Source organism: Achromobacter sp. 46006, assembly GCF_059761975.1.
This window is the reverse complement of record NZ_JCBANN010000003.1, coordinates 146,814-171,016: the sequence shown is the minus strand read 5'-3', so window position 1 is coordinate 171,016 and position 24,203 is coordinate 146,814. Positions and strand designations below refer to the sequence as shown.

At 67.7% G+C, this 24,203-nt stretch carries 26 protein-coding genes; 11 read left to right on the top strand and 15 right to left on the bottom strand.

The window, feature by feature from the left end; translation table 11 throughout:
* Nucleotides 1–24: 24 nt before the first annotated feature.
* From AC6LKG_RS03155 to AC6LKG_RS03140, 4 genes are read right to left on the bottom strand one after another with little or no spacing between them, the layout of a single operon-like run.
* The gene (locus tag AC6LKG_RS03155) at nt 25–519 is read right to left on the bottom strand and encodes a peroxiredoxin family protein (RefSeq protein ID WP_498162648.1); all 495 of its coding nucleotides are present in this window, start codon (nt 517–519) and stop codon (nt 25–27) included.
* Nucleotides 516–1,259 (bottom strand): BON domain-containing protein, encoded by a 744-nt coding sequence (locus AC6LKG_RS03150; RefSeq protein ID WP_498162647.1) that lies wholly within the window; start codon nt 1,257–1,259, stop codon nt 516–518. Before AC6LKG_RS03150 ends, AC6LKG_RS03155 begins: the two co-directional genes overlap by 4 nt.
* Nucleotides 1,256–1,849: a phosphoheptose isomerase gene (locus AC6LKG_RS03145; protein ID WP_006389868.1), complete on the bottom strand. Its 594-nt coding sequence runs from the start codon at nt 1,847–1,849 to the stop codon at nt 1,256–1,258. Before AC6LKG_RS03145 ends, AC6LKG_RS03150 begins: the two co-directional genes overlap by 4 nt.
* Before the next feature lie 30 nt (nt 1,850–1,879).
* Nucleotides 1,880–2,359, bottom strand: a complete 480-nt coding sequence (locus AC6LKG_RS03140; protein ID WP_498162645.1) for a YraN family protein — start codon at nt 2,357–2,359, stop codon at nt 1,880–1,882.
* Nucleotides 2,360–2,427: 68 nt separating this feature from the next.
* On the opposite strand from AC6LKG_RS03140, the gene rsmI reads away from it, so the two are divergent.
* Both rsmI and AC6LKG_RS03130 read left to right on the top strand, forming a co-directional pair.
* Nucleotides 2,428–3,357, top strand: coding sequence for a 16S rRNA (cytidine(1402)-2'-O)-methyltransferase (gene rsmI / locus AC6LKG_RS03135; protein ID WP_498162643.1), 930 nt, complete (start codon nt 2,428–2,430; stop codon nt 3,355–3,357).
* A 5-nt stretch (nt 3,358–3,362) separates the two neighbouring features.
* On the top strand, nt 3,363–3,977 hold the full coding sequence (locus AC6LKG_RS03130; protein ID WP_498162641.1) for a methylated-DNA--[protein]-cysteine S-methyltransferase: 615 nt from the start codon (nt 3,363–3,365) through the stop codon (nt 3,975–3,977).
* 14 nt (nt 3,978–3,991) lie between these two features.
* Here the strand turns inward: AC6LKG_RS03130 and AC6LKG_RS03125 are convergent, their stop codons facing one another.
* Both AC6LKG_RS03125 and rapZ read right to left on the bottom strand, forming a co-directional pair.
* Nucleotides 3,992–4,942, bottom strand: a complete 951-nt coding sequence (locus tag AC6LKG_RS03125) for a septal ring lytic transglycosylase RlpA family protein (protein ID WP_498162639.1) — start codon at nt 4,940–4,942, stop codon at nt 3,992–3,994.
* Nucleotides 4,939–5,811, bottom strand: a complete 873-nt coding sequence (gene rapZ / locus AC6LKG_RS03120; protein WP_498162681.1) for an RNase adapter RapZ — start codon at nt 5,809–5,811, stop codon at nt 4,939–4,941. The genes AC6LKG_RS03125 and rapZ overlap by 4 nt, the downstream gene beginning before the upstream one ends.
* A 198-nt stretch (nt 5,812–6,009) precedes the next feature.
* On the opposite strand from rapZ, the gene AC6LKG_RS03115 reads away from it, so the two are divergent.
* A complete protein-coding gene (locus tag AC6LKG_RS03115; protein WP_498162637.1) occupies nt 6,010–6,765 on the top strand; it encodes a c-type cytochrome in 756 nt (251 codons plus the stop codon).
* Between the two features lie 11 nt (nt 6,766–6,776).
* Nucleotides 6,777–8,060, top strand: coding sequence for a c-type cytochrome (locus AC6LKG_RS03110; RefSeq protein ID WP_498162635.1), 1,284 nt, complete (start codon nt 6,777–6,779; stop codon nt 8,058–8,060).
* Here the strand turns inward: AC6LKG_RS03110 and AC6LKG_RS03105 are convergent, their stop codons facing one another.
* The 9 genes from AC6LKG_RS03105 to AC6LKG_RS03065 form a co-directional block, all read right to left on the bottom strand.
* On the bottom strand, nt 8,061–9,494 hold the full coding sequence (locus AC6LKG_RS03105; protein WP_498162633.1) for an aminotransferase-like domain-containing protein: 1,434 nt from the start codon (nt 9,492–9,494) through the stop codon (nt 8,061–8,063). It abuts the gene before it with no gap.
* Between the two features lie 22 nt (nt 9,495–9,516).
* Nucleotides 9,517–10,443, bottom strand: coding sequence for an HPr(Ser) kinase/phosphatase (gene hprK, locus AC6LKG_RS03100; RefSeq protein WP_006216298.1), 927 nt, complete (start codon nt 10,441–10,443; stop codon nt 9,517–9,519).
* Between the two features lie 20 nt (nt 10,444–10,463).
* Nucleotides 10,464–10,919, bottom strand: coding sequence for a PTS sugar transporter subunit IIA (locus AC6LKG_RS03095; protein ID WP_175141303.1), 456 nt, complete (start codon nt 10,917–10,919; stop codon nt 10,464–10,466).
* A 372-nt stretch (nt 10,920–11,291) separates the two neighbouring features.
* Nucleotides 11,292–11,627 (bottom strand): ribosome hibernation-promoting factor, HPF/YfiA family, encoded by a 336-nt coding sequence (gene hpf, locus AC6LKG_RS03090; RefSeq protein ID WP_498162631.1) that lies wholly within the window; start codon nt 11,625–11,627, stop codon nt 11,292–11,294.
* Nucleotides 11,628–11,851: 224 nt separating this feature from the next.
* Nucleotides 11,852–12,646 (bottom strand): LPS export ABC transporter ATP-binding protein, encoded by a 795-nt coding sequence (gene lptB, locus AC6LKG_RS03085; protein WP_498162629.1) that lies wholly within the window; start codon nt 12,644–12,646, stop codon nt 11,852–11,854.
* 32 nt (nt 12,647–12,678) lie between these two features.
* Nucleotides 12,679–13,320, bottom strand: coding sequence for a lipopolysaccharide transport periplasmic protein LptA (lptA, locus tag AC6LKG_RS03080; RefSeq protein WP_498162627.1), 642 nt, complete (start codon nt 13,318–13,320; stop codon nt 12,679–12,681).
* A complete protein-coding gene (lptC, locus tag AC6LKG_RS03075) occupies nt 13,317–13,949 on the bottom strand; it encodes an LPS export ABC transporter periplasmic protein LptC (RefSeq protein ID WP_498162625.1) in 633 nt (210 codons plus the stop codon). The genes lptA and lptC overlap by 4 nt, the downstream gene beginning before the upstream one ends.
* Before the next feature lie 24 nt (nt 13,950–13,973).
* Entirely contained in the window at nt 13,974–14,576 is a 603-nt protein-coding gene (locus AC6LKG_RS03070; protein WP_498162623.1) for a KdsC family phosphatase, read from the bottom strand.
* Between the two features lie 2 nt (nt 14,577–14,578).
* Nucleotides 14,579–15,568 carry a KpsF/GutQ family sugar-phosphate isomerase gene (locus AC6LKG_RS03065; protein ID WP_498162621.1) on the bottom strand — a complete coding sequence of 330 codons (990 nt, stop codon included), beginning with the start codon at nt 15,566–15,568 and terminating at the stop codon, nt 14,579–14,581.
* A 105-nt stretch (nt 15,569–15,673) separates the two neighbouring features.
* Between AC6LKG_RS03065 and purT the strand changes: the two genes are divergently transcribed.
* From purT to cydC, 7 genes are all read left to right on the top strand, one after another.
* A complete protein-coding gene (gene purT, locus AC6LKG_RS03060) occupies nt 15,674–16,891 on the top strand; it encodes a formate-dependent phosphoribosylglycinamide formyltransferase (RefSeq protein ID WP_498162619.1) in 1,218 nt (405 codons plus the stop codon).
* Nucleotides 16,892–17,158: 267 nt separating this feature from the next.
* Nucleotides 17,159–17,704 (top strand): GbsR/MarR family transcriptional regulator, encoded by a 546-nt coding sequence (locus AC6LKG_RS03055; protein ID WP_498162617.1) that lies wholly within the window; start codon nt 17,159–17,161, stop codon nt 17,702–17,704.
* A 128-nt stretch (nt 17,705–17,832) separates the two neighbouring features.
* On the top strand, nt 17,833–19,407 hold the full coding sequence (locus AC6LKG_RS03050) for a cytochrome ubiquinol oxidase subunit I (protein WP_498162615.1): 1,575 nt from the start codon (nt 17,833–17,835) through the stop codon (nt 19,405–19,407).
* A gap of 12 nt (nt 19,408–19,419) precedes the next feature.
* On the top strand, nt 19,420–20,571 hold the full coding sequence (cydB, locus tag AC6LKG_RS03045; protein ID WP_498162613.1) for a cytochrome d ubiquinol oxidase subunit II: 1,152 nt from the start codon (nt 19,420–19,422) through the stop codon (nt 20,569–20,571).
* Nucleotides 20,572–20,587: 16 nt separating this feature from the next.
* Nucleotides 20,588–20,713 carry a cytochrome bd-I oxidase subunit CydX gene (gene cydX, locus AC6LKG_RS03040; protein WP_498162611.1) on the top strand — a complete coding sequence of 42 codons (126 nt, stop codon included), beginning with the start codon at nt 20,588–20,590 and terminating at the stop codon, nt 20,711–20,713.
* Nucleotides 20,710–22,455, top strand: coding sequence for a thiol reductant ABC exporter subunit CydD (gene cydD, locus AC6LKG_RS03035; protein WP_498162610.1), 1,746 nt, complete (start codon nt 20,710–20,712; stop codon nt 22,453–22,455). Before cydX ends, cydD begins: the two co-directional genes overlap by 4 nt.
* Nucleotides 22,452–24,149: a thiol reductant ABC exporter subunit CydC gene (gene cydC, locus AC6LKG_RS03030; protein ID WP_498162608.1), complete on the top strand. Its 1,698-nt coding sequence runs from the start codon at nt 22,452–22,454 to the stop codon at nt 24,147–24,149. The genes cydD and cydC overlap by 4 nt, the downstream gene beginning before the upstream one ends.
* Nucleotides 24,150–24,203 lie beyond the last annotated feature (54 nt).

The window sequence follows — 24,203 nt, the reverse complement described above, 5'->3', positions numbered from 1 at the left end:
AGCGAGGCGGCGGGAATGGTGGGTTCAACCCGCCGCCAGGGCCTTTTCGACGGTGGCGTGGAACTCGGCCACATCGTATTCACCCAGGTAGCGCTTGATGATGCGTCCCTGCTTGTCGATGAGAAAGGCCGTGGGCGTCAGGCGGATGTCGCCAAAGGCGCGGGCGATGTCGCCCTTGGTGTCCAGCGCCACCGGGAAGGGCAGCTTGCGGCTCTCGGTGAAGTTGAGCACGTAGTTGGGCGGATCGTAGTCCATGGCCACCGCAATGGCCTCGTAACCCTTGCCCGCGTACTCGTTGTAGGCGGAGATGGTCTCGGGCATCTGCTTGACGCAGGTGACACAGCTGGTGGCCCAGAACTTCACCAGCACCACTTTGCCGCGCAAGTCCTGCATGGAGAAGGTCTTGCCGTCCAGCGTGGTGAAGGTTACGTTGGGCGCGGTCTGTGCCGGGCGCATGACGAACCAGGCGCCGATGCCGACCGCCACCAGGACGGCCAGGGCTACGATGGCTTTTTTCATTTGATGGGCATGGCCTCTACGGCGCTGCCACCGCTGCTGGGCGCGTTGCTGCTGTCGGCAGCGCCCGCGCCGCTCTCGATGGGGGCCTTGGTTTCCGTGGTGGCCGATTGGCCGCCGCTGTTCGACAGGCGGATCGCTTCCTCACGGCTGATGATTTCGAACAGTTTAACCACCTTTGCCACGCCGCTCAGGTCCGCCACGGCATTGGCGGCGTAGTCGCCCTCGGCCTGCGTCACCTTGCCCATCAGGTAGACCACGCTGTGGTCGGTGGTGACGGCGATGGTGCCGGAGGGCACGTACTTGGTGTTGAGCAGGGCGGTCTTGGCCTTGGAGGTGAGCCAGGTGTCGTTCGAGCGCACGCCGAAGGACGCGATCGGACCGACGTTGAGCTGGTTGATCACCTGCTTGACGTTCTCGACGCCCTGGGCGATGGCGGTGGCCTGGGACTTGGCTTCCTCGGTGGGCACGTCGCCGGTCAGCAGCAGGTGGCCGCTGTAGGCCATGGCATTGACCCGCGCCGTGTCTCCCAGCTTTTGCGAGATCTGGCTCTGGGCCTTGAAGGCCATGTTCTGGTCTTCGAGCTGGATGCCGGAGGTGCGCCGGTCGGTCACCACCACGGCGGTGGTGGCGGCCGCCCCCCCGACGATCAGGGGCGCGCAGGCGGACAGCGACAGGGTGGCGCCGGACAGGGCCGCGGCAAGCAGCAGGGGGCGGGCGGCGGTGCGGACGTCAGAAATCATTCGGTGTCTCCAAGCAGAAGAGCGTCAATGCCGTCGCAAAGCGCATGCAACAACAGTATATGGACTTCCTGGATGCGCATGGTGCGATCGCTGGGAACACAGAGATGGACGTCCATTGGCGTGATGAGTTCCCCCATCACGCCGCCGCCCTTGCCGGTCAGGGCCAGCACATGCATCTCGCGGCTGGCGGCCGCTTCCATGGCACGCACTACATTGGGCGAGTTGCCGCTGGTGGAAATGGCCACCAGCACGTCGCCGGCCTGGCCGAAGGCGTTCACCTGCCGTTCGAAGACCTCGTCGAAGCCATAATCGTTGCCGACGGCGGTCAGGATCGAGGTATCGGTGTTCAGGGCGATGCCGGCCAGGGGCAGGCGTTCGCGCTCGAAGCGGCCCACCAGCTCGGCGATGAAATGTTGCGCGTCGGCAGCCGAGCCGCCGTTGCCGCAGGCCAGAATCTTGCCGTTGTTGGCCAGGGCGCCGAACAGCACGTCCACGGCGATCGCCAGCGGCTCGGCCAGCACGTTCATGCTTTGTTCGTACGTGGCCATGGCGTCGCGGAAGTGCGACGTCATTCGAGAGGTCATATCCATGGGCGCGATTATCTCACGGGCGGGCCGGGATCAAGCCAGCTCGAAGGCGGCGCGCAGCCACTGGACCCGGTCGCCGTCGAACACCACCGCGTCGAAGCGGGCGGCCGGCATGGTTCCCCGCCAGTAGTGCCGGGCCAGCCGCGGCAACCAGTGCGCCGCGGCGCGCGCCAGCCGCGCCTGTTTGTCGCGGCCGATGCTGGCGGCGGCGCCGCCGTAGGCGTCGTCGCGGCGCGCGCGCACCTCGACGAACACCAGAACGTCGCCGTCGCGCATGGCCAGGTCGATCTCGCCCGCCGGGCAGGCGAGGTTCCGGGCCAGCAACACCAGGCCTGCGCCCTGGAGCAGGCGCAGCGCGGCATCTTCGTGGCTGTCGCCGATTCGCTGGCGCGGCGAGCGCCTGGGAGCGGGCGCGTCATCCCGCGGTCGAGGCCTTGGCGGGGTGCGCCGCCGGCGCCTGGCGGCCCGGCGGCGCGCCGCCAGGGCAAGTTCGAAAGCAAAGGTGTCATCCATTGTCGCTGTTCCGAAACGCGGGGCGATGGCGGCTACACTGGCATGGTTTTCCGCGTAAGTAGGTTGCAATGAATCAAAATGTCTCACCCCCGGTGGCCGGCGACGCCTGGACCCGCGTTGCTGAACGCGTGGCCGGGCAGCATTGGCCGGCCTCGACGCTGTATGTGGTGGCCACACCGATCGGCAATCTGGGCGACCTGGGGCTGCGCGCCTGGCATGCGCTGCAACGCGCCGACGTGATCGCGGCGGAAGACACCCGCGCCAGCCGCACGCTGCTGGACGCCTGGGGCGTCGGCACGCCGCTGATGGCGGCCCATCGGCACAACGAGGCGGCGGCGGCACAGGCCATCTGCGAGCGACTGGCCCAGGGCCAACGGGTGGCATTGGTGTCCGACGCAGGCGCGCCGGCGGTCAGCGATCCCGGCGCCCGCGTGGTGCGCGCGGTGCGCGAGGCCGGCTTCGCCGTGGTGCCGGTGCCCGGCCCCAGCGCGGTAATCGCCGCGCTGATGGGCAGCGGCGTCACCAGCGACGAGAATCCGGCCTATGCCTTTGCCGGCTTTCCACCTCCCAAGGCCACGGCGCGCCAGCGCTGGCTGCGCACCTGGTGCGCGTTGCCCGCGCCGGTGGTGATGTTCGAGTCGCCGCACCGCCTGGCAGCCACGCTGGCCGACCTGCTGGAAGTCTGTGGTCCGGCCCGCCTGTTGACGGTGGCGCGCGAGCTGACCAAGCGTTTCGAGGAAATCGCCACCTTTGCGCTGGGCGAGGCTGCGGCCTGGCTGGCGGCCGATGCCCATCGGGAGCAGGGCGAATTCGTGTTGATCGTGCACGCCCAGGACGGCCGCGAGGCAGATGAAGACGCCGATCCGCGCGCCGACGCCCTGCTCGATGCGCTGCTGGAAACGCTGTCGGTGCGTGACGCCTCCAAAGTCGCGGCCAAGGTCACCGGCGTCTCGCGCGATGTCCTGTACAACCGGGCGCTGGCCCGCAAGCATTCGTAATGTCCATGATCTATACCGCAGAGGCCCGCAAGCGTTCCGGCGAAGCCGGGGAGCCGATCTTCTACCGCGACATGCCTACGCCCCTGGGCGAAATGCGCCTGGTCGCCAGCGGCAAGGGCCTGCGTGGCGCCTGGTTCACCGACCAGGCGTCGCTGCCGCCGGCCGAAGGTTGGACCCGCGCCCCATCCCATCCGGTTCTGGAGCAGGCGCGGCGCGAGCTGGAGGATTGGTTCGCCGGCCGGCGCCGCGATTTCGAGGTGCCGCTGGACCCGGTGGGCACGCCGTTCCAGCACGAGGTCTGGCGCGCATTGTGCCAGCTCGACTTCGGCCAGCTCGCCAGCTACGGCGAACTGGCGCGCTCCGTGGGGCGTCCCAAGGGCGCCCAGGCCATTGGCGGTGCGGTGGGCCGCAATCCCGTCATCATCATCATTCCGTGCCACCGCATCATCGGCGCCGACACCTCGCTGACCGGCTTCGGCGGCGGCCTGCCGCGCAAGCAGGCCCTGCTCAGGCACGAAGGCAGCCAATACCTGAGCCGCAATCCGCGCGCGCGCCGGGTCTGTGATGGCCAAGCGCAATTGCCGTTCGAGCAGCCCGCGTTCGACTGGCCGCCGGCCTGAGACCGGCCGGCGCGCTATTGCGCGGCGATGCTGGGCGTGATGCCGATGCGGTCCGACACCAATTGCACCGCGTCCAGCGCGCTCTGGCGATCGGGATAAGGGCCGATCTTGACCCGGTACAGGTTGTTGGATTGTTCGACGGCGGCCGGAGGGGCGCCCGCGGCGCTTAGTTGGGTGTTGATTCGGCTGACCAGCGATTGCGCATTGGCGGGCTGGCTGAACGCGCCAACTTGCAGGTAGACGCTGCCGCCGTGACGCACGGGCACGGCCCCCGGCGCGGGGGCCGGCTGTTGTTGTGCCAGCGGCTGTGGCTCCAACGCCATCGGGACCGCGGCGACGGGCGTGGCGACCGGCGTGGAACCGGTTGCCGAAGCGGGGGCCGGCGCCGGAGCGCCTTGCGAGGCCATGCGGCGGATGTCGTCCTGCGTGATGCTCTCGACCACGACCTGGCCGCTGCCCGGCCCGATGATGCCCAGCTTGTAGGCCGCCACGTAAGAAAGGTCCATGATACGGTCGCTGTGGAACGGCCCCCGGTCATTGACCCGCACGATGATGGTCTTGCCGTTGACCAGGCTGGTGACGCGCGCATAGCTGGGGATCGGCAGCGTGGTGTGAGCGGCCGTCATCGCGTACATGTCGTAGGGTTCGCCGATCGAGGTCGCGTTGCCGTGGAATTTCTTGCCGTACCACGAGGCGATGCCCTGGCGCTTGTAGGGCTGTCCGCTGGTGTCGGGCACGTAGCGCTGGCCGAACACCACGTATGGCCGGTTGGCGCCGCTGGCATAGGGTTCGATGCGCGGCACCGCGTCCGGCACCTGATCCAGGTTCGACGGCGGATTGGCATCCGGGCCATCGTCCTTGTAGTATCCGCCGCCTTTCTTGCGCCCCCCGGTGGAAGAGCAGCCGGCCACGGCGATGGCCAGCAACAGCATCATCAGGATATGGAGCGGGCGGGACAGGGTCATGCGGATTCGTCGGGCAATTGGGTGCGATGGCGCACCAGCAGCGGATCGTGGTCGGCAAAGCGCTTGGCCAGTTGTTCGACCACATAGACCGAACGGTGCTGGCCGCCGGTGCAGCCGATGGCGACCGTGAGGTAGTTGCGCGTGTCCTGCGTGTATTGCGGCAACCAGCGGTTGAGGAAACCGGTGATGTCGTCGATCATCTGGCCAACCTGCTCGTAACCGGAGAGCCAGGTGGCAACCGGCTCGTCGCGCCCGGTCAGGGGACGCAGGTTGCGGTCGTAATAGGGGTTGGGCAGGCAGCGTACGTCGAACACCAGGTCGGCATCGCGCGGCACGCCGCGCTTGTACGCGAACGATTCGAAGGTCAGCACCAGCGGCGCCCGGTCGGCCTGGATCAGGTCGCGGATCCAGGCGCGCAACTGGCCGGGCGTCAGTTCGGAGGTGTCGATGACGTGTTCCTGCTCGCGCAGCGGCGCCAGCAGTTCGCGTTCGAGCGCGATGCAGTCGGTCAGGGACGGCGTCGTGCCGCCGCGTTGCAGCCGGTCGGTCAGCGGATGGCGGCGGCGCGATTCGGAATAGCGCTGCACCAGGGTGTCGGTGCTGGCGTCCAGGAACACCACGCGCAGGCTGGTTCCCATGGCGCGCAGCGCCGTGACCACGTCGGGCAGTTCGGCCAGCTCGCCGGGCGAGCGCACGTCGATGGCCACCGCCACGCGTTCCAGGCCATCGTCTCGGGCATTGGCGATGAACTCGGCCAGGAACCGCACGGGCAGGTTGTCGACGCAGGTGTAGCTGGCGTCCTCGAGCATGCGCAGGGCAACCGACTTGCCTGAGCCTGAGATGCCGGTAACGAGGACGACTTTCAACATGGACATGATTGTGGCACGCTTTTCCAGGGGGATGCCGGGGGTTGGCATCTGATATGGCCGTAAACTGCGAATCTGCGCCTGTACTGCCTGGCGGGGCCGGCTTAAGCTTGGGCACCCGCGCACGACCGATTCACCTACGCGCCCCGCCGCCACGCGACGCCGGGGGTTGGAATTCGACTTAGTGTTAACTGGCCCTAGATGTTAGCCCTCATTTCCCTTCGTAGTGTTTCACTGCCGCGGTTTTGGGCGAAAACCCGCCTCCTGGCCGCCACCGTTGTTGCCTTTTCGGCCGCGCCCGCGCTGGCCCAGGACGCGCCCCCTGTCCTGCAGCCAGGCACCATGGCCGCCCGGGTGGCGGCCTGTACCGCCTGTCATGGCGAGCAGGGCCGCGCCGGAGCCGACGGTTATTACCCGCGCCTGGCCGGCAAGCCGCAGGAGTACCTCTACCACCAATTGCTCAATTTCCGTGACGACAGGCGCCAGTACCGGCCCATGGCGCACCTGTTGGCCGGCCTGCCGGATGCCTATCTGCACGAGATGGCCGCCTATTTCGCGGACCAGCACGTGCCTTATCCCGCGCCGGCGCGCGCCGAGGTTTCCGCCGCCACGCTGGAGGCCGGTCGCAAGTTGGCGCTGTCGGGCGATACCGCCCGTGGCCTGCCGGCCTGTGCCGCCTGTCACGGCGCCACGCTGGGCGGGGCGCTGCCGGCCATCCCGGGCCTGCTGGGCCTGCCGCGCGATTATGTCGGCTCGCAGATTGGTAGCTGGAAGAACGGCCTGCGCCGCGCGGCCGCGCCGGATTGCATGGCGGACATCGCCCACAAGCTCACGCCCGAAGACATCGGCGCCCTGGCGGCCTGGCTGTCGTCGCAGCCAGTGGCCGACTCCTATGCGCCCGAGCCTGCCGGCGCCCTGCGCCTGCCCGCCGAGTGCGGCAGCCAGGCGCAACGTTGAGGGGCCGCCGGATGAAACTGATGAAGCGAATCCTGGGCACCTTGCTGGCGCTGATCGTGATCGCGCTGGGCACCCTGTATTGGCTCGGCACACGCGACGACGCCAGCACCGGCGCGGCCACGGCGCCGGCCGATCCGCAGCAGCGCATCGAGCGCGGACGCTACCTGGCGCTGGCCGGCAATTGCATGGCCTGCCATACCGCGCGCGGCGGCCAGGCCTATGCGGGCGGCACGCCCATCCCGACGCCGTTCGGCACGATCTACGGCCCCAACATCACGCCCGACGACAAGACCGGCATTGGCGCCTGGAGCGCGGATGATTTCTGGCAGGCGCTGCACAATGGCAAGTCGCGAGACGGCACGCTGCTGTACCCGGCCTTCCCGTACACCGAGTACACGCGCGTCACGCGGGCGGACGCCGATGCGCTGTTTGCCTACCTGCGCACGATCACGCCGGTGCACCAGCCCAGCCGCGCGCCCGATCTCGATTTTCCATACGACCAGCGCCTCCTGCTGGCCGCCTGGCGCGCCCTGTATTTCCGGCCGGGCGTGCAGGAAGCGGACCCAGGCCAGTCGACGCAATGGAATCGCGGCCGCTATCTGGTCGAAGGCCTGGGCCATTGCGCCGCGTGTCACGCGCCGCGCAACGGCCTGGGCGCGACGCGCGTGGCCGACGGCCTGGCCGGCGGCATCATTCCGATACTGGACTGGTACGCGCCGCCGCTGACCAATGACCCGCAGACGGGCCTGGGGCGTTGGTCTGCCGAAGACATCGCGGCCTTGCTGCGCACCGGCATGGCGGCGCATTCCAGCGCCAGCGGTCCGATGGCCGAGGTGGTGCTGGGCAGCACCCAGCACCTGACCGAGGACGATGCGCTGGCGATGGGCGTGTATCTGAAGTCGCTGCCGGCGACGCCCGCGGCGGTGGCGCGGCCGGCCGCGCCGGTCTCGCCGGCGACCATGGAACTGGGCGGCAAGATCTACCGCCAGCAATGCGCGCAATGCCACCAGCCGGCGGGCGAGGGCAGCCCCGGCGCCTGGCCCGCGCTGGCCGGCAATCCGTCGGTAACCGCGCCGTCACCGGTCAACGCCATCCGCATGGTGCTGGACGGCGGCTTCGCGCCTGCCACCGCGGCCAATCCGCGGCCGCACGGCATGCCGCCGTTTGGCCAACTGCTCAACGACAACGACGTCGCGATGCTGGTGTCCTACATCCGCAATAGCTGGGGCAACCAGGCCGGCGGCGTGACACCGCTGGAGGTCAAGCGCGCCCGCGCCGCCTCGACGCGCAACTGATCAGGACGATCGCGCGGCCGGTTGGCAGGCCGCGCGCGCCATTTCGCCCAGGGCGCGGATGGCGTCGGCGTGGGCGTTGTCCCAAGGGTGGCCGTAGTTCAGGCGCAGCGCGTTGCCGAACTGGCCGCTGGCCGAGAAGATCGGGCCCGGCGCGACGCTGATGCCGCGCGCCAGCGCCTGCCGGTGCAGGGCCAGGGCATCCACCGCCGCCGGCATTTCCAGCCACAGGAAAAAACCGCCCTGCGGACGGGTGACGCGAGTCCCCGCGGGAAACGCGTGCGCAATGGCATTGGCCATCAGATCCTGTTGCGCCTGCAACGTTTCGCGCAGCCGGCGCAGGTGACGGTCGTAGCCGCCCTGTTCCAGGTACTCGGCAAGGGCGCCTTGCGCCGGGCTGGATGCCGATAGGGTCGAGGACAGTTTCAGCCGTTGCACGCGTTGCGTGTAGCGGCCCGCGCTGGCCCAGCCGATGCGGTAGCCCGGCGCCAGGCATTTGGAGAACGACGAGCAATGCAGCACCAGGCCCTGCTTGTCGAAGGCCTTGGCGGGCACTGGCCGTGTCGCGCCGAAATACAGCTCGCCGTAGACATCGTCTTCGATCAGCGGGATCTGGTGGCGCGCCAGCAGTTCGACCAGTTGCCGCTTCTTGTCTTCGGGCATCAGGCTGCCCAGCGGATTCTGGAACTGCGTCATCAGCCAACAGGCCTTGGGCGCGTGGCGCTTGATGGCCGTTTCCATCGCGCCCAGGTCGACGCCGGTGCGCGGATGCGTAGGCACTTCCAGCGCCTTCAGCCCCTGGCGCTCGAGCGCCTGCAGCGCCCCGTAAAAGGTGGGCGCTTCGACAATGACGGTGTCGCCGGGCTGCGCCACCGCTTGCAGGCACAGGTTGAGCGCTTCCAGCGCGCCATTGGTGACCACGATATCGTTGGCCGGTACGTTGATGCCGGCGATCAGGTAGCGCAATGCGATCTGCCGGCGCAGGCCGGGATTGCCGGGCGACAGGTCTTCCATCGTGTCCAGCGGGTCCTGGCGCTTGAGATGCGCCGACATGGCCTGGGCCAGCCGCGGCAGCGGGAACAGCAGGGGGGAGGGAAAGGCCGAGCCCAGCGGCGTGACGTCGCGGTTGCGTACGGAATCGAGAATGTCGAAGATGCGCTCGCTGATCGCCAGTTCGGTCGATTCGCCGTCGGGACAGGAGGTGTCGGGTTCCGGCGGCAGGCTGTCGCCGCGCGCGTTGACGTAGTAGCCGGAGCGTGGCCGGGCGCGGATCAGGCCGCGGGCTTCCAGCAGGTAGTAGGCCTGGAACACCGTCGACGGGCTGACGCCGCGGCTGGCGCAGGCATCGCGCACAGATGGCAGCTTGTCGCCCACGCGCAGCACGCCGTCGTGGATCGACCGGGCGATTTCGTTGGCGAGTTTCTCGTACAGGCTCACGGTGCCGCGTGGCGACGCGCGTTCACTTGCTGCTTTGCAGGATCGCCATGGCCTGGCGTTCCATGAATTCGCCCAGCGTGTCGATGCCGCGCAGCTTGAGGATGGTGTTGCGCACGGCGGCTTCGACCAGCACCGCCAGGTTGCGGCCGGCGGCCACCTGCAGCATGACCTTGCGCACCGGCAGGCCCAGCATGTCCTGGGTGATGTCCTGCAGCGGCAGGCGTTCGAACTTGTCCTGCGCCGTGGCGCGCACCAGGTGCACGATCAGTTTCAGGCGCATCTTGCGGCGCACCGAGGTCTCGCCGAAGATGGTGCGGATATCGAGCAGGCCCAGGCCGCGCACTTCCAGCAGGTTCTGCAGTAGCTGCGGGCAGTGACCCTCGATCATGTTGGGCGCGGTGCGCGAGAACTCGACCGCGTCGTCGGCCACCAGGCCGTGGCCGCGCGAGATCAGTTCCAGCGCCAGTTCGCTCTTGCCCAGGCCGGATTCGCCGGTGATCAGCACGCCCAGGCCCAGCACGTCCAGGAACACACCGTGCACGGTGGTGGTGGGGGCGAGTTTCTTGCCCAGGTAGATGCGCAGCAGGTCGATCAACTGCGCAGCCGCCACCGGGGTGGACAGCAGCGGCACCTGGTGCTGGTCGCACTGGTCCACCAGGTCCTGCGGTGGCGTCAGGCCGTCGGCCAGCAGGATGGCGGGCACGCCGCCGATCAGCAGCTCGTCCATGTGGTGCATGCGGCGGCGCAGGTCGAAGCGGGTGTAGTAGGCCAGTTCTTCCTGGCCGAACACCTGGATGCGCGACGGGTGGATCAGGTTGAGGTGACCCACCAGGTCGGCGGCCGCCATGCCGTCATCGGGAATCGCGCGGTCCGCGGCCCCTTGGCCTGAAATCCAGTTGAAGGGGATTTTGTCGGCGTTGTCGTCGACGAGTTCCTGCACCGTGAGCATGGCAGCGTTTCCGCGAGGGGTCAGAGTTGGCCGGTGGTGAGCATCTTGTGCACGACGGCCGGATCGGGCTCGGTGGCCAGGGCCTCGCGCAGGGCCTTGTTGGACATGAGCTGCGCCAGTTCGGCCAGGATGTCCAGGTGTTGTTGGGTGGCCGTTTCGGGCACCAGCAGACAGAGCAGCATCGAGACCGGCTGGCCGTCCGGCGCGTCGAAGGCAATGGGCTGGGCCAGCCGGATGAAGGCGGCCAGTGCCTGCTCCAGGCCCTTGACGCGGCCATGCGGCACCGCCACGCCTTGTCCCAAGGCGGTGGAGCCCAGGCGTTCCCGTGCAAACAGACTGTCGAACACGAGCGCGCGTGCCAAGCCGTGGTTGTTTTCAAAGAGGAGGCCAGCCTGTTCGAACGCGCGTTTCTTGCTCGTAGCGAGCATATCGAGGACGACGTTGCCGGCGGGAAGGATGCGCGACAAATGATTCATCGGATCATTATAGGGTTATATGACGCACTGCAAAAAAACTCCGGTCGGAGGCGCTTGCCTGGCGGTCCGCACCCTCCTGGATCAGTCCGCCGCTCCCGGCACGAGAGCGACAGCATAGACCGATAGTGCCCGATTGTGGGCATTCTTCGTGCGCAGGCAGGTATACCTGCGCGATATGGGTGGGGTCGGCAAGGTCGGGGAATTCGGGGATGGATGTCGCCGCGCGGCAGGGGGGCGGGGGAATGGGGGGCAAAGAAGGGGGCGTTTGCCGATGCCCCGGCTGGACTATGCGTCTAGCGGGACACCGGGACTTAGGCAGGATTCAGGAATCGCTGTTTGGCTCGCACGGCGAGCGGGTCATGAAGCGCGGTGTTACTGGGTTGGCGAGAGGCTCGCCGCTTGCCGCTTCACGGACTCTGCCGAGTGGCTTCGTACCTTGTCCTTGTGCTTGATGACCTGACGGTCGACTTTGTCAGCAAGAAGGTCTATCGCCGCGTAGAGGTTTTCATCGGTCGCTTCACAATGAATGTCCTTGCCGCTAAGACGCATGGTGATTTCGGCTTTGTGCCGCAGGGGCTCTACTGAGAGCATGACCTGGGTATCGATGACGTGATCGAAATGCCGCAGCACTCGCGCCAGTTTGTTCATGACATATTCCCGGATGGCCGGGGTGACGTCGAGGTGACGACCGCAGATGCTCAGGTTCATAGTGTGCTCTCCTTCTGAAAGAGGAAAAAATGGTGCGCGGAAGGCGCGGTTGGGGTCGTTAGGCGTTCTCCTTGTTTGAGAGGTTCGTTTGATACTAGTGTATAGACTCGGGCCGAGAAAACAAGCTGACCTAGCGCAAGTTCATGGCATTTTCGTGGCGGCCGCCCAGGGGCGCGCCCAGGGACCGCGCGGGGCCCTGGGACTTTCCCCAATCCGGGGAGGAGTTACATGCGGAAGTGTTCGCCCAGGTAGACGCGCCGCACGGCCGGATCGCCGACGATTTCGTCGGGATGGCCGTCGGTCAGCACCTTGCCTTCGCTGATGATGTAGGCGCGGTCACAGATGCCCAGTGTCTCGCGCACGTTGTGGTCGGTGATCAGCACGCCGATGCCGCGACCCTTCAGGAAGCGCACGATGCGCTGGATCTCGATCACGGCGATCGGGTCGACCCCGGCGAACGGTTCGTCCAGCAGGATGAAGCGCGGGCTGGTGGCCAGGGCGCGCGCGATTTCGACGCGGCGGCGTTCGCCGCCCGACAGCGAGATGGCGGCGTTGCTGCGGATATGACCGATCTGCAGCTCTTCGAGCAACAGTTCCATCTGTTCGTTGATCTTGGACGTGGACAGCGTGCGGCCGTCCGGCCCCAGTTGCAGCTCGAGCACCGCGCGGATGTTCTGTTCGACCGTCAGGCGCCGGAACACCGAGGCGTCCTGGGGCAGGTACGACAGCCCCATGCGGGCGCGCTTGTGGATCGGCATGGCGGTGATGACCGAGCCGTCGATCTCGATGCGGCCGGCATCGGCCGGCACCAGGCCGACGATCATGTAGAAACTGGTGGTCTTGCCCGCGCCATTGGGACCGAGCAGGCCGACCACTTCGCCGCTGGAGACGGACAGGGACACGTCCTGCACCACCGTGCGGCCGTTGTAGGTCTTGCGCAAGCCGGTTGCGCGCAGGCTGCCCTGCTTGACGCCCGAAGGGGCGGAGGTCACGGGAGTCTGCACTGAAGGTTGGTTCATCGTGGCTGCGTATGGGTGACGTGGGAGGCGCTTCAGCGCCCCTTCTTCGAGGCCTGTTGCTTGCGGCACTCGGCGATGGCGGCGTCCGCCTTGGCGCGTGGTTCGGCCACCGAGCGCACCCGGCCGCCGGCGGCCGACGAGTTCGGGCCGCCCTGGGCCTCGTAGGTGCCGCTCTTCTCGTTGTAGCGTACGCGGTCGCCGCGGATGGTGTCGAAGGGTTTGCCACAGACGTACCGCACCACCACCGCCTGACCGATCAGGTCGAAGGTGCTCTTGGTGCCGTCGTATTCGGCGCGCAGGCCCTTGCCTTCGATCAGTTCGAAGTTCTCGGGACGTTCCTGGCGGATGGTCACCACCTTGCCCTTGTTGGCGGTGGCGGTGCCGTACTGGTTGCCGGCCGCGTCCTCGTGCATTTCAAGCGTGTCGGAAGTCAGCGTCATCAGGCCGCGGGTCATGTTGACGTTGCCGGTGAACACGCTTTGCTTCTTGACGTCGTCGTAGTGCAGCGTGTCCGACAGGATCGTGGTGGTGGGTTCCTCGGCGGGCGCGGCCTTGCTCGCGCCGGCGGCCGGCTGGGGGTCGGCCGCGAGCGCCGGCGCCACTGCCGATGCCATCAGCAGCACCGCGCCCAGCAGGCGCGTGGTGGGGGCAATGCGAATCCGGAGGTCGGTCATGGTTTTTTCTGCTCAGAGGAGTTGGCAGGCGTTTCGGCCTGGCGGCGCGACTTGTTTTCCGTGCCGGCGATTTCCACGTCGGTGGAGGCCGAGACCTGCAATTGGCGTGTCTTGTTGTTGTAGTGCATGCCCTTGCCGTTCATGCGCGAGCGGCCCTTGATGACCTCGGCGGGCAGGTCGGTGTAGACCACGTCGTCGTCGGGCAGCAGGATCAGTTGCTGGCTGCGAACGTCCAGCACGTCGTTGTTGGCGTCGGGCTGGCGGTGTACGTGCGCGTCGCCGTTCATGACGATGCGCTTGCCGCCTTGCTCCATGATGGCGGTCTTGGACACGCCCACGGTGATGGGGTTGGCTTCGCGCTGGCCGATGGCCCGCGGCTGGGTGATGTGATACGAGTCGTCGTCGGGGAAATGCTCGGCGTACTCGCCCTCCAGCCGGTTGATGGGGCGGCCGGTGGCGTCGGTGCGCAGCATCACGAAATTGCGCGACCAGGCGTCCATTTCGTGCGTGACGCGGCGCGGCGGATCCGTCTGGATGGCGCGCTGCGCGTAATCGGCGGCCCAATACGTGCTGGCGACGAGCACCAGCAGCAGGAACAGCGCGATCAGGGAAGGGAAACGGTCTTTCATCGGGTCTGCGTGGGTGGGGGCGCTTTACTGGATGGCGCCCGGGCCGAGCAGCCCCGGCGCGGCCAGGAAGCCGCCCAGTCGGCCCTGGGACGCCAGCAGCAGGTCGCAGCACTCGCGCACCGCGCCACTGCCGCCGGGTTGCGTGGCGATCCAGTGGGCCGCCTGGCTGACGTAGCCGGGGGCATTCGGCACGCTGGCGGCGAAGCCCGCGCGTTGCATGGCCGGCAGGTCGATGATGTCATCGCCCATGTAGCCGGTCTGATCCAGTTGGACCGCGCTGCGTTGCGCAAGTTCGGCCAGGGCCGCGCCCTTGTCGCGCACGCCCTGCATGACCTCGGAAATGCCCAGTTCGGCGGCGCGGCGCGCCACGATGGGTCCGGAGCGGCCGGTCATCAGGGCGACCTTCAGGCCGCCTTCCATCAGCAGGCGCAGGCCGTGGCCGTCCAGCGAATGGAAGCGTTTCTGCACTTCGCCAGTCTCGCCGTAATACAAGCCGCCGTCGGTCAGCACGCCGTCCACGTCGAAGACCATCAGGCGCACGGCGGCGGCGCGTTCTCGAATGGCCGGCGCAATGCGGGCCAGGACCAGTGCTTCGGCGGGGTGGGTGATCGAGGAAGGAAGGGTCATAGTCATACCACTTTGGCGGCCATCAGGTCGTGCATGTGCAAGGCGCCGAGCAGGGCGCCGTCGGCGTCCAGCACCAGCATGTGATTGAGCCGCAGTTCGTCCATCTGGCGCGCGGCCTCGACGGCCAGCGCGTCAGGGTTGATGCTGCGCGGTGAGCGCGTCATGCCGGCCTCGACCGTCAGGCTGCGGATGTCTCCGTAGCGCGCGATCAGGCGGCGCAGGTCGCCGTCGGTGAAGATTCCCACCGGGTGGTGGCGCGGGTCGCAGACCACGGTCATGCCCATGCCTTTGGCGGACATGACTTCGAGCGCCTGCGACACCGGCGTGTCCAGCGCCACGACGGGCAGGGCGTCGCCCTCGCGCATGACGTTGCGCACGTGGGTCAGCAGGCGGCGGCCAAGCGCGCCGCCGGGATGCGAGCGGGCAAAGTCCTGCGGGCCGAAACCGCGCGCCTCCAGGCAGGCCACGGCCAGCGCGTCGCCCAGGGCCAACGCGGTGGTGGTGCTGGCGGTGGGGGCAAGGTTCAGCGGGCAGGCTTCCTGGGCCACGCTGGCATCCAGGTGGATGTCGGCCAGTTGGGCCAGTTCGGACTGCGGGTTGCCGGTGATGGCCACCAGGCCGGCGCCCATGCGGCGGACCACCGGCAGGATGGTGAGCAGTTCCTGGCCGGAACCGGAATACGAAATGGCGATCAGGACGTCATCGCGGGTGATCATGCCGAGGTCGCCGTGCACCGCCTCGGCCGCATGCACGAAGAAGGCGGGCGTGCCGGTCGAGGCCAGGGTGGCGGCGATCTTGCGGGCGATATGGCCGGTCTTGCCGATGCCGCTGACCACCACCCGGCCGCGGCAGGCCAGCAGCATGGCGACGACTCGCGCGAAGCCGTCGTCCAGTCGCGCGGACAGGTCCAGGATGCCCTGGCTTTCGATTTGCAGCGTCCTGCGGGCAGATGCCAGCGCGGTCTCGGACGATGTGGTGGGATGGTCGGTCATCAGGGGATTTTAATATCAGGTGGCGGGTTTGCCCCGGGCTGGGGGGTATGGCATCCTGGCGGCTCTTTCATCCGGCTATCAATCTTTCCTTTCCAGGCCCGCTCCATGTCCAGCATTCCCAGCCCCGTCCTTGGCACGCCCCTGTCTCCCCTGGCCACCCGAGTCATGCTGCTCGGCTCGGGCGAACTGGGCAAAGAGGTCATCATCGCCCTGCAGCGGCTGGGCGTGGAGGTCATTGCGGTGGATCGGTATGCCGACGCGCCGGGGCACCAGGTGGCGCATCGCGCGCACGTCGTGTCGATGACCGACCCGGTGGCGCTGGAAAAGCTCATCCGCGAGGAGCGGCCGCACGTTATTGTCCCCGAAATCGAGGCCATTGCCACCAGTTTGCTGGTGGAGCTCGAGGCGGCCGGCGTGGCGCGGGTCACCCCGACCGCCCGCGCGGCGCAACTGACCATGAACCGCGAGGGCATCCGCCGCCTGGCGGCCGAGACCCTGGGCCTGCCCACCTCGCCCTACGCCTTCGTCGACACCGAGGACGAACTGCGCCAGGCTATTGACGCCGGCATCGGCTATCCCTGCGTGATCAAGCCGGTCATGTCCTCGTCGGGCAAGGGCCAGTCCGTGATCAAGTCCGTGGACGACGTGGCCTCGGCCTGGCGCTATGCCCAGGAAGGCGGCCGAGTGGGAGGGGGCCGCGCCATTGTCGAGGGGTTCATCCGCTTCGATTACGAAATCACCCTGCTGACGGTGCGCGCGCGCGGCGCCGACGGCCAGGTCGAGACGCGCTACTGCGAGCCGATCGGGCACAAGCAGGTCGATGGCGACTACGTCGAAAGCTGGCAGCCCCACCCGATGTCGCCCGCCGCCCTGGAGCGGGCCCGCGAGATCGCGCTGGCGGTCACGGCCGAGCTGGGCGGCCTGGGCATCTTCGGCGTCGAGCTGTTCGTGGCCGGCGACCAGGTCTGGTTCTCGGAGGTCAGCCCGCGCCCGCACGACACCGGCATGGTCACCATGATCACCCAGGTCCAGAACGAATTCGAGCTGCATGCCCGTGCCCTGCTGGGCTTGCCGGTCGATACCACGCTGCGCCAGCCCGGCGCCAGCAGCGTCATCTATGGCGGGGTCGAGGCCAAGGCGGTGTCGTTCCACAACGTCGCCCAGGCGCTGGCCGAGCCCGGCACCGACATCCGCCTGTTCGGCAAGCCCGAATCGTTTGTCAAGCGCCGCATGGGCGTGGGCCTGGCGGTGGCCGAAGACGTGGCCGCGGCGCGCGCCAAGGCCAAGCGCGTGTCCGCCGCCGTGACCGTCAAGGCCGGCTGACGCGCACGCCGCGGCGGGCCTCGGCGCCCGGCTGTCCATGAAACCCCAGCCACCCGCCTGTCGGCGGGTGGCTTTTTTTCGTCGTTCGCGCGCAACAGACTGCGACTGATTCCTTGGTGGGAAAGCCAGAATTGTCATCGCTTGAGGCTATACCCCTATCACCGGTGTGGTTTGTGTTTTCGCACAGTTTGTTCGATAATTTCAGGAATTTCTGAAATCGGCGTAACTATTCTTTGCCGCTAATGTTTTCGCTGGCCTGGATTGATCATGGTGCTTACCCCTCAAACCGAACGTTTCGTCCTGCACTTTGGCGAAATGGGCAGCCGTTGGGGCGTGAACCGCACCGTCGGCCAGATCTACGCCTTGCTGTTCCTGGCGCCTGAGCCGCTGCCTGCCGACGACATCGCCGAAACGCTGGGCTTTTCCCGTTCCAACGTCAGCCTGGGCCTGAAGGAACTGCAGTCCTGGCGCCTGGTGAAGCTGGTGCACCAGGTCGGCGACCGCCGCGACTACTTCGAGACCCCCAAGGATGTCTGGGAGATCTTCCGCATCCTGATGGAAGAGAAACGCAAGCGCGAAATCGATCCCACCCTGACACTGTTGCGCGACACCCTGCTCGAGCCCCCGGCCGGGCCCGATGGCGCCTACGCGCAACAGCGCATGACCGAAATGCTGGAGCTCATCGAACTGTCCACCGGATGGTTCGATGAGGTTCAACGTCTGCCGCCGGAGACTCTGCAGAACCTGATGAAACTGGGTTCGAAAGTGCAGAAGGTGCTGGGCTTCGCCGGCAAGTTGCGGGGCAAAGGCTGATCGCTGGTCCGCCCCTATTTTTCAGGAAACCTCTATGAAGCTGTATACAACGCCCTTATCATGGCGCCAGAGACGGCCTGGGAACCATGCCGGTTGCTGTGGCCACTCACTTGCCTGGGAGCGCCCCAATGATTGATCTCGACGTCGTCAACCTGTCGCGATTTCAGTTTGCCGCGACCGCGCTTTACCACTTCCTCTTCGTTCCCCTCACGCTTGGCCTGTCGTTCATCCTGGCCATCATGGAAAGCGTGTACGTCATGACTGGCCGCCCCATCTGGAAGCGGATGACGATGTTCTGGGGCACGCTCTTCGGCATCAACTTCGCGCTGGGCGTGGCCACGGGCGTGGTCATGGAGTTCCAGTTCGGCATGAACTGGTCGTACTACAGCCACTATGTGGGCGACATCTTCGGCGCGCCGCTGGCGCTCGAAGGGCTGATGGCCTTCTTCCTGGAAGCCACTTTCGTCGGCCTGTTCTTCTTCGGCTGGAACCGCATGTCCAAGGTCAGCCACCTGGTGGTGACCTGGCTGGTGGCGTTCGGCACCAACTTCTCGGCGCTGTGGATCCTGATCGCCAACGGCTGGATGCAGAACCCGGTGGGCGCGGTGTTCAACCCCGACACCATGCGCATGGAAATGACCGACTTCGCCGCGGTGATCTTCAACCCGGTGGCGCAGGCCAAGTTCGTGCACACGGTCAGCGCGGGCTATGTGGCCGGCGCCATGTTCGTCATGTCGATCAGCGCCTGGTACCTGCTCAAGGGCCGCCACACCGACCTGGCCAAGCGTTCGATGGCGGTGGCTGCCAGCTTCGGCCTGGCGTCGGCGCTGTCGGTGGTGGTGCTGGGTGACGAGAGCGGTTATCTCACCACCGAACACCAGAAGATGAAGATCGCGGCCATGGAATCCATGTGGCACACCGAGCCGGCGCCCGCGTCCTTCAACCTGATCGCGCTGCCCAACCAGGCAGAACGCAAGAACGACTTCGCCATCGAGATTCCCTACGTCATGGGCATCATCGGCACGCGTTCGCTGACGACGCCGCTGCTGGGCATCAACGACCTGATCCTGCGCGCCGAAAACCGCATCCGCGACGGCATGGTGGCGTACGACGCCTTGCAGAAGATCCGTGCCAATCCCAAGGACGTCGACGCCCGCATGGTGTTCGACCGAACCTGGCCCGATCTCGGCTACGCGCTGCTGGTCAAGCGCTACCAGCCCGACATGAGCAAAGTCACCGAAGACGACATCAAGAAGGCGGCGGTGGATACCGTGCCGAACGTGGCGCCGCTGTTCTGGGCGTTCCGGGTCATGGTGGCCGTGGGCATGTACCTGATCCTGTTCTTCGGCGTGGCGTTCTGGCTGGCCTCGCGTGGCCGCCTTGATGGCCGCCGCGGCTTGCTGAAGGTGGCGCTGTGGAGCCTGCCCATGCCCTGGATTGCCATCGAGAGCGGCTGGTTCGTCGCCGAGTACGGCCGCCAGCCCTGGGTGATCGAGGGTGTGCTGCCGACATACTACGCAGCCTCGGGCCTGACGGTCGTCGACCTGGCCATCAGCCTGGCGATCTTCCTGGTGCTGTACACGACGCTGCTGATCATTGGCGTCAAGGTGATGCTGCACGCCGTGAGGAAGGGGCCGAAGTCCGACACGCCGGCGCCCGCCAGCGCCGCCGCCGATCCGGTCCACGCCGCCGTGCGCGCTTAAGGGAGAGAAACAATGGATACCCTTATTCCTTTCGACTACGCCACCTTGCGGGTGGTCTGGTGGGTGCTGCTGGGCGCGCTGCTGATCGGCTTCGCCATCATGGACGGGTTCGACCTGGGCGTGGCCGCGCTGCTGCCGCTGGTGGCCAAGACCGATGCCGAACGCCGCGTCGTGATCAACGTCGTCGGTCCGGTATGGGAAGGCAACCAGGTGTGGCTGATCACCGCGGGCGGCGCCATCTTCGCCGCCTGGCCGCTGTTGTACGCCGCCTCGTTCTCGGGCTTCTACCTGGCGATGATGCTGGCGCTGATCGCGCTGATCCTGCGTCCGGTCGGTTTCAAGTACCGCAGCAAGATGGAAGGCACCCGCTGGCGCAATAGCTGGGATGGCGTGCTGTGCTTCTCGGGCGTGGTGGCTTCGCTGGTGTTCGGCGTGGCCGTGGGCAACATCATCCTGGGCGTACCGTTCACCTTTGACGAAAACGCCCTGCGCATGGTGTACCAGGGGCATTTCTACCAGTTGTTCACACCGTTCGCGTTGCTGTGCGGCGTGCTCAGCGTGGTGATGCTGGCGATGCACGGCGCCGTGTTGCTGGCCTGGCGCACCGAGGATCCAGTGTCGTCGCGGGCCCGCAACTGGGGCCGCCTGTGCGCGCTGCTGGTCCTGGCGCTGTTCGTCGTCGGCGGGTTCTGGGTGACAGCACTGGATGGCCACACCATCACCAGTGCCGTCGACATGCAGGGTCCGTCGGATCCCATGCTCAAGAGCGTCACCGTGCAGTCCGGCGCCTGGATGGCCAACTATGCCAAGTGGCCGCTGATGTGGATCGCGCCCGCGCTGGGCGTGGCCGGCGCCGTGCTGGTGCTGCTGCTGTTGACGATGCGCGCCAACGTGCTGTCGTTCCTGGCCTCGGCGGTCTCGATCGCCGGCATCATCCTGACGGTCGGCTTTTCGCTGTTCCCGTTCCTGATGCCGTCGTCGAGCAACCCGCAGGCCGGCCTGACGGTCTGGGATGCATCGTCCAGCCACATGACGCTGTGGATCATGGTGATCGCCGTGGTTGTCTTCCTGCCGATCGTGACGGTCTACACCGCCTGGGTGTACCGCGTCATGCGCGGCAAGGTGACCCATGCGTCCGTGGGCGACACGCCCAACTCGTACTGACTAAGGAGCCTTCACCATGTGGTATTTCTCATGGGTACTCGGCCTGGGCCTGGCGTGTGCGTTCGCCATCCTCAATGCAATGTGGTTCGAGCTGCGCGAAGGTCACTCGCATGACCCGCGTGCCAGCCGTAGCGACGAGTGAGCGGCCGCGCCAGCAGCCTGGAGCACGATCCCTCGGCCAGCCTGAGCAAGCCGCCGCGCGAGCAGTCGCGCTGGCTGCGGGCGCTGGCCGGGGCGGCCCGGCTGCCGCTGATGCTGGCGGGCGCGGCGCCGCTGCTGGCGGGCGCCTTGCTGGTGGTCCAGGCGTGGCTGCTGGCCAGCGTGCTGGACGCCGCCATCGTGCGGCAGGTGCCGCGCCAGGAACTGCTCGGCCAGATCCTGGCCATTGCCGCGCTGATGCTGGCGCGCGCCTGCATCACCTGGGCCGGCGAGCGTGCCGGGGCGGATGCCGCCGAGCGTATCAAGCGCCACGTGCGCCAGGCCCTGTTTGCGCGCCTGCTGCATAAGGGGCCGGATTGGAGCCGCCGGCAGGCCTCGGGCGAGATCGCCAGCGCGCTGGTGGACCAGGTCGAGGCGCTGGACGGCTTCTTTTCCAAATACCTCCCGACCATGGCCGCGGCGGCCCTGCTGCCCGTGGCCTTTTCCGTGTTGTTGTTGCCGGTGGATGTGATCGCCGGGTTGGTGCTGCTGATCACCGCGCCGCTGATTCCCCTGTTCATGGCCCTGGTGGGCTGGGGCGCCCAGGGCGCCAGCCGCCGCCATCTGCGGGCCTTCGCGCGCCTGTCTGGGTTTTTCGCCGACCGCGTGCGCGGCCTGTCCACGCTGAAACTGTATGGGCGCGCCGAGGCCGAGGCGGCATCTGTCGCGGCCGCCAGCGACGCGCTGCGCCAGCGCACCCTTTCCGTGCTGCGCATCGCCTTCCTGTCGTCGGCGGTGCTGGAGTTCTTCGCCGCGCTGGGCGTGGCGGGGGTGGCCGTGTATATCGGCCTGAGCTATCTGGGGTTCCTCGACCTGCGCTGGTCGCCGTTCACATTGCAGGCCGGGCTGTTCTGTCTGCTGATGGCGCCCGAAGTCTATGCGCCGCTGCGCCAGTTCGCGGCGCACTATCACGACCGCGCCGCGGCGCTGGCCGCGGTCTCGCAGATCGCCACGCTGTTCGATGGCCTGCCGCAGGATGCGATCGACGCACCCGTGGGCGCGGTGGCGCGGGCCTGCGCCACTGGCGGCGCGAGCGTGGCGGTGGCGGGCTTGACCATGCGTGCACCCGGTCGCCCGCAGCCTGTGCTGTCCGAGGCGGGGTTGGTGTTGGCGCCCGGCGAGCATGTGGCGCTGATGGGCCCCAGCGGTGTCGGCAAGACGACCCTGATCGAGGCGATTGCGCGTCTGCGTCCCGCCCAGGGCGACGTCGCCATCGACGGCAAGCCGTTGGATCAGTGGGACGAAGCCGCCTTGCGCGGGCGGGTGGCGTTGATCGGCCAGCGGCCGCAATTGCTGGCCGGATCGATCGCCGACAACATCCGCCTGGGCTGCCCGGGCGCCTCCGATGCCGCAGTGCACGAAGCCGCTCGCCGCGCCTGTGTGCTCGAATTCGCCGCCGGCCTGCCACAAGGGCTGGACACGCCGCTGGGCAGCCGCGGGCAGGGCCTGTCGGGCGGTCAGGCGCAGCGCGTCGCCCTGGCGCGCCTGTTCCTGCGCGATCCCGGGCTGATACTGTTGGATGAGCCCACCGCCCATCTGGACGAGGCGACGCAGGCGCGCGTGCTGGACGAGATCCTGGCGTTTGCCGCTGGCCGTACGCTGCTGCTCGCCACGCACTCGCAGGCGGTCGCGGCGCGCTTTCAACGGGTGTTGCGCGTGGCCGATGCAAAAGTGAAAGACGCATGAAGAATCTGTTGTTGCTGTTGCCCCTGTACGCGCGCCGCAAGGGGGGCTTGCTGCTCGCCCTGTTCTGCGCCCTGGCGACCGTGGCGGCGGGCGTAGGCCTGCTGGGCGTGTCGGGCTGGTTCCTCACGGGCGCGGCGCTGGCCGGTGCCGGCGGCGCCTTCAACCTGTTTGCGCCGTCCGCCCTGGTGCGTGGCCTGTCGTTCCTGCGCATCGTGTCGCGCTACGCCGACCGCGTGGTGGGCCACGCCGCCACCTTGCGATTGCTGGCGGACCTGCGCGCGGTGGTGTTTTCGGCGCTGATCCGGCTGACCCCGCGCCAGTTGGCGCGCTACCGCAGCGGCGACCTGGTTGCGCGCATGACGGGTGACGTCGACGCGTTGGACACGGTCTTCCTGTTTGTGCTGGCTCCCCTGGCCACCGCCTTGCTGGCTGGCGCGGCCTTGACGGCGGTGCTGGGATATTGGGTGCCGGCGGCGGCGCTGGTTTTTGTGCTGGCCCTGTTGTGCGCCTGCGTGCTGGTGCCGTTGTGGCTGCTGCGCGCCGCGCGCAAGCCCGGCGCGGCCGCGCAGGAAAGCGCGGCCGGGCTGCGGGCTGCCACGCTGGACGCGGTCGATGGCCATGCCGACATGGTGGCGTTGCACGCCCAGGCCCAGACCCATGCGCATTTCGAACGTTTGTGCGAGGCCAGCGCGCTGGCCCGCGGCAGTCAGGCGCGCGTGGCTGCCAGGGGGCAGTGGTTCCTGCAGGCGGCCGCTGGCGTGTCGGTGTTGGGGATGCTCTGGTTCGGCCTGGGCCAATACGAGACAGGCGCGCTGACGGGGCCGCTGCTGGTGGGGCTGCTGCTGGCGGTGATCGGCATCTTCGAAGTGGCCGGTCCGATCATGCGTGGCGCCTCGCGCATGGGTTCGGCCCTGTCGGCCGCCGCGCGCATTCGCGACGTGGCGCAGTGCGAGCCCGACATGCGCGATCCGGCCGTACCCAGCCCCTTGCCGCAGCAAGGCGCGCTGGAGTTGGTGGGCGTGGATTTTTCCTACCCGGCGCGGGCCTCGGCGCCGCCGGTCCCTTTGCTGCGCCAGGTGCACCTGCGCGTGGAGCCGGGTGAACGGGTGGCGATCCTGGGGCCGAGCGGTGTGGGCAAGTCCACATTGTTGCACCTGCTGCTGCGCCTGGAGGATCCGCTGGCGGGGCAGGTGCGCTATGCCGGAGTCGACGCCCGTGCCTGCGCGCAGGCGGACTGGCATCGGCGTATCGCGCTCTTGTCGCAGGATGCGCCGGTGTTCCTGGGAACGCTACGCACCAATCTGCTTATCGGCGATCCGCAGGCCGATGATGCAGCGCTGTGGCGCGCGCTCGACGCCGCCCGCCTGGGCGAATTCGTGCGAGGCCTGCCGGACGGACTGGATACCTGGGCCGGAGAAACGGGGTCGCTGCTGTCCGCGGGCCAGGCCCGCCGTCTCTGCCTGGCGCGCGCGCTGTTGTCGCCTGCCGCGGTCATCGTGCTGGACGAGCCCACCGCGGGGCTGGATGCGCAGGCCGAGGCGGCTTTCCTGGCCGACCTGGGCCAGGCGGTGCGCGGACGCACGGTGGTGCTGGCTACGCACGCGGCCCTGCCGGCTGGCGCGGTGGACCGCTGCTGCACGCTGCGTGGCGGACAGTTGCATGACGAGTCACCGTCCGTGGCAATCCTGGCTTAAGCGCGGTGGCGCGGTTATAGTTCGCCTTGCTTCAATTCTCCAGGGCCGTCTTCC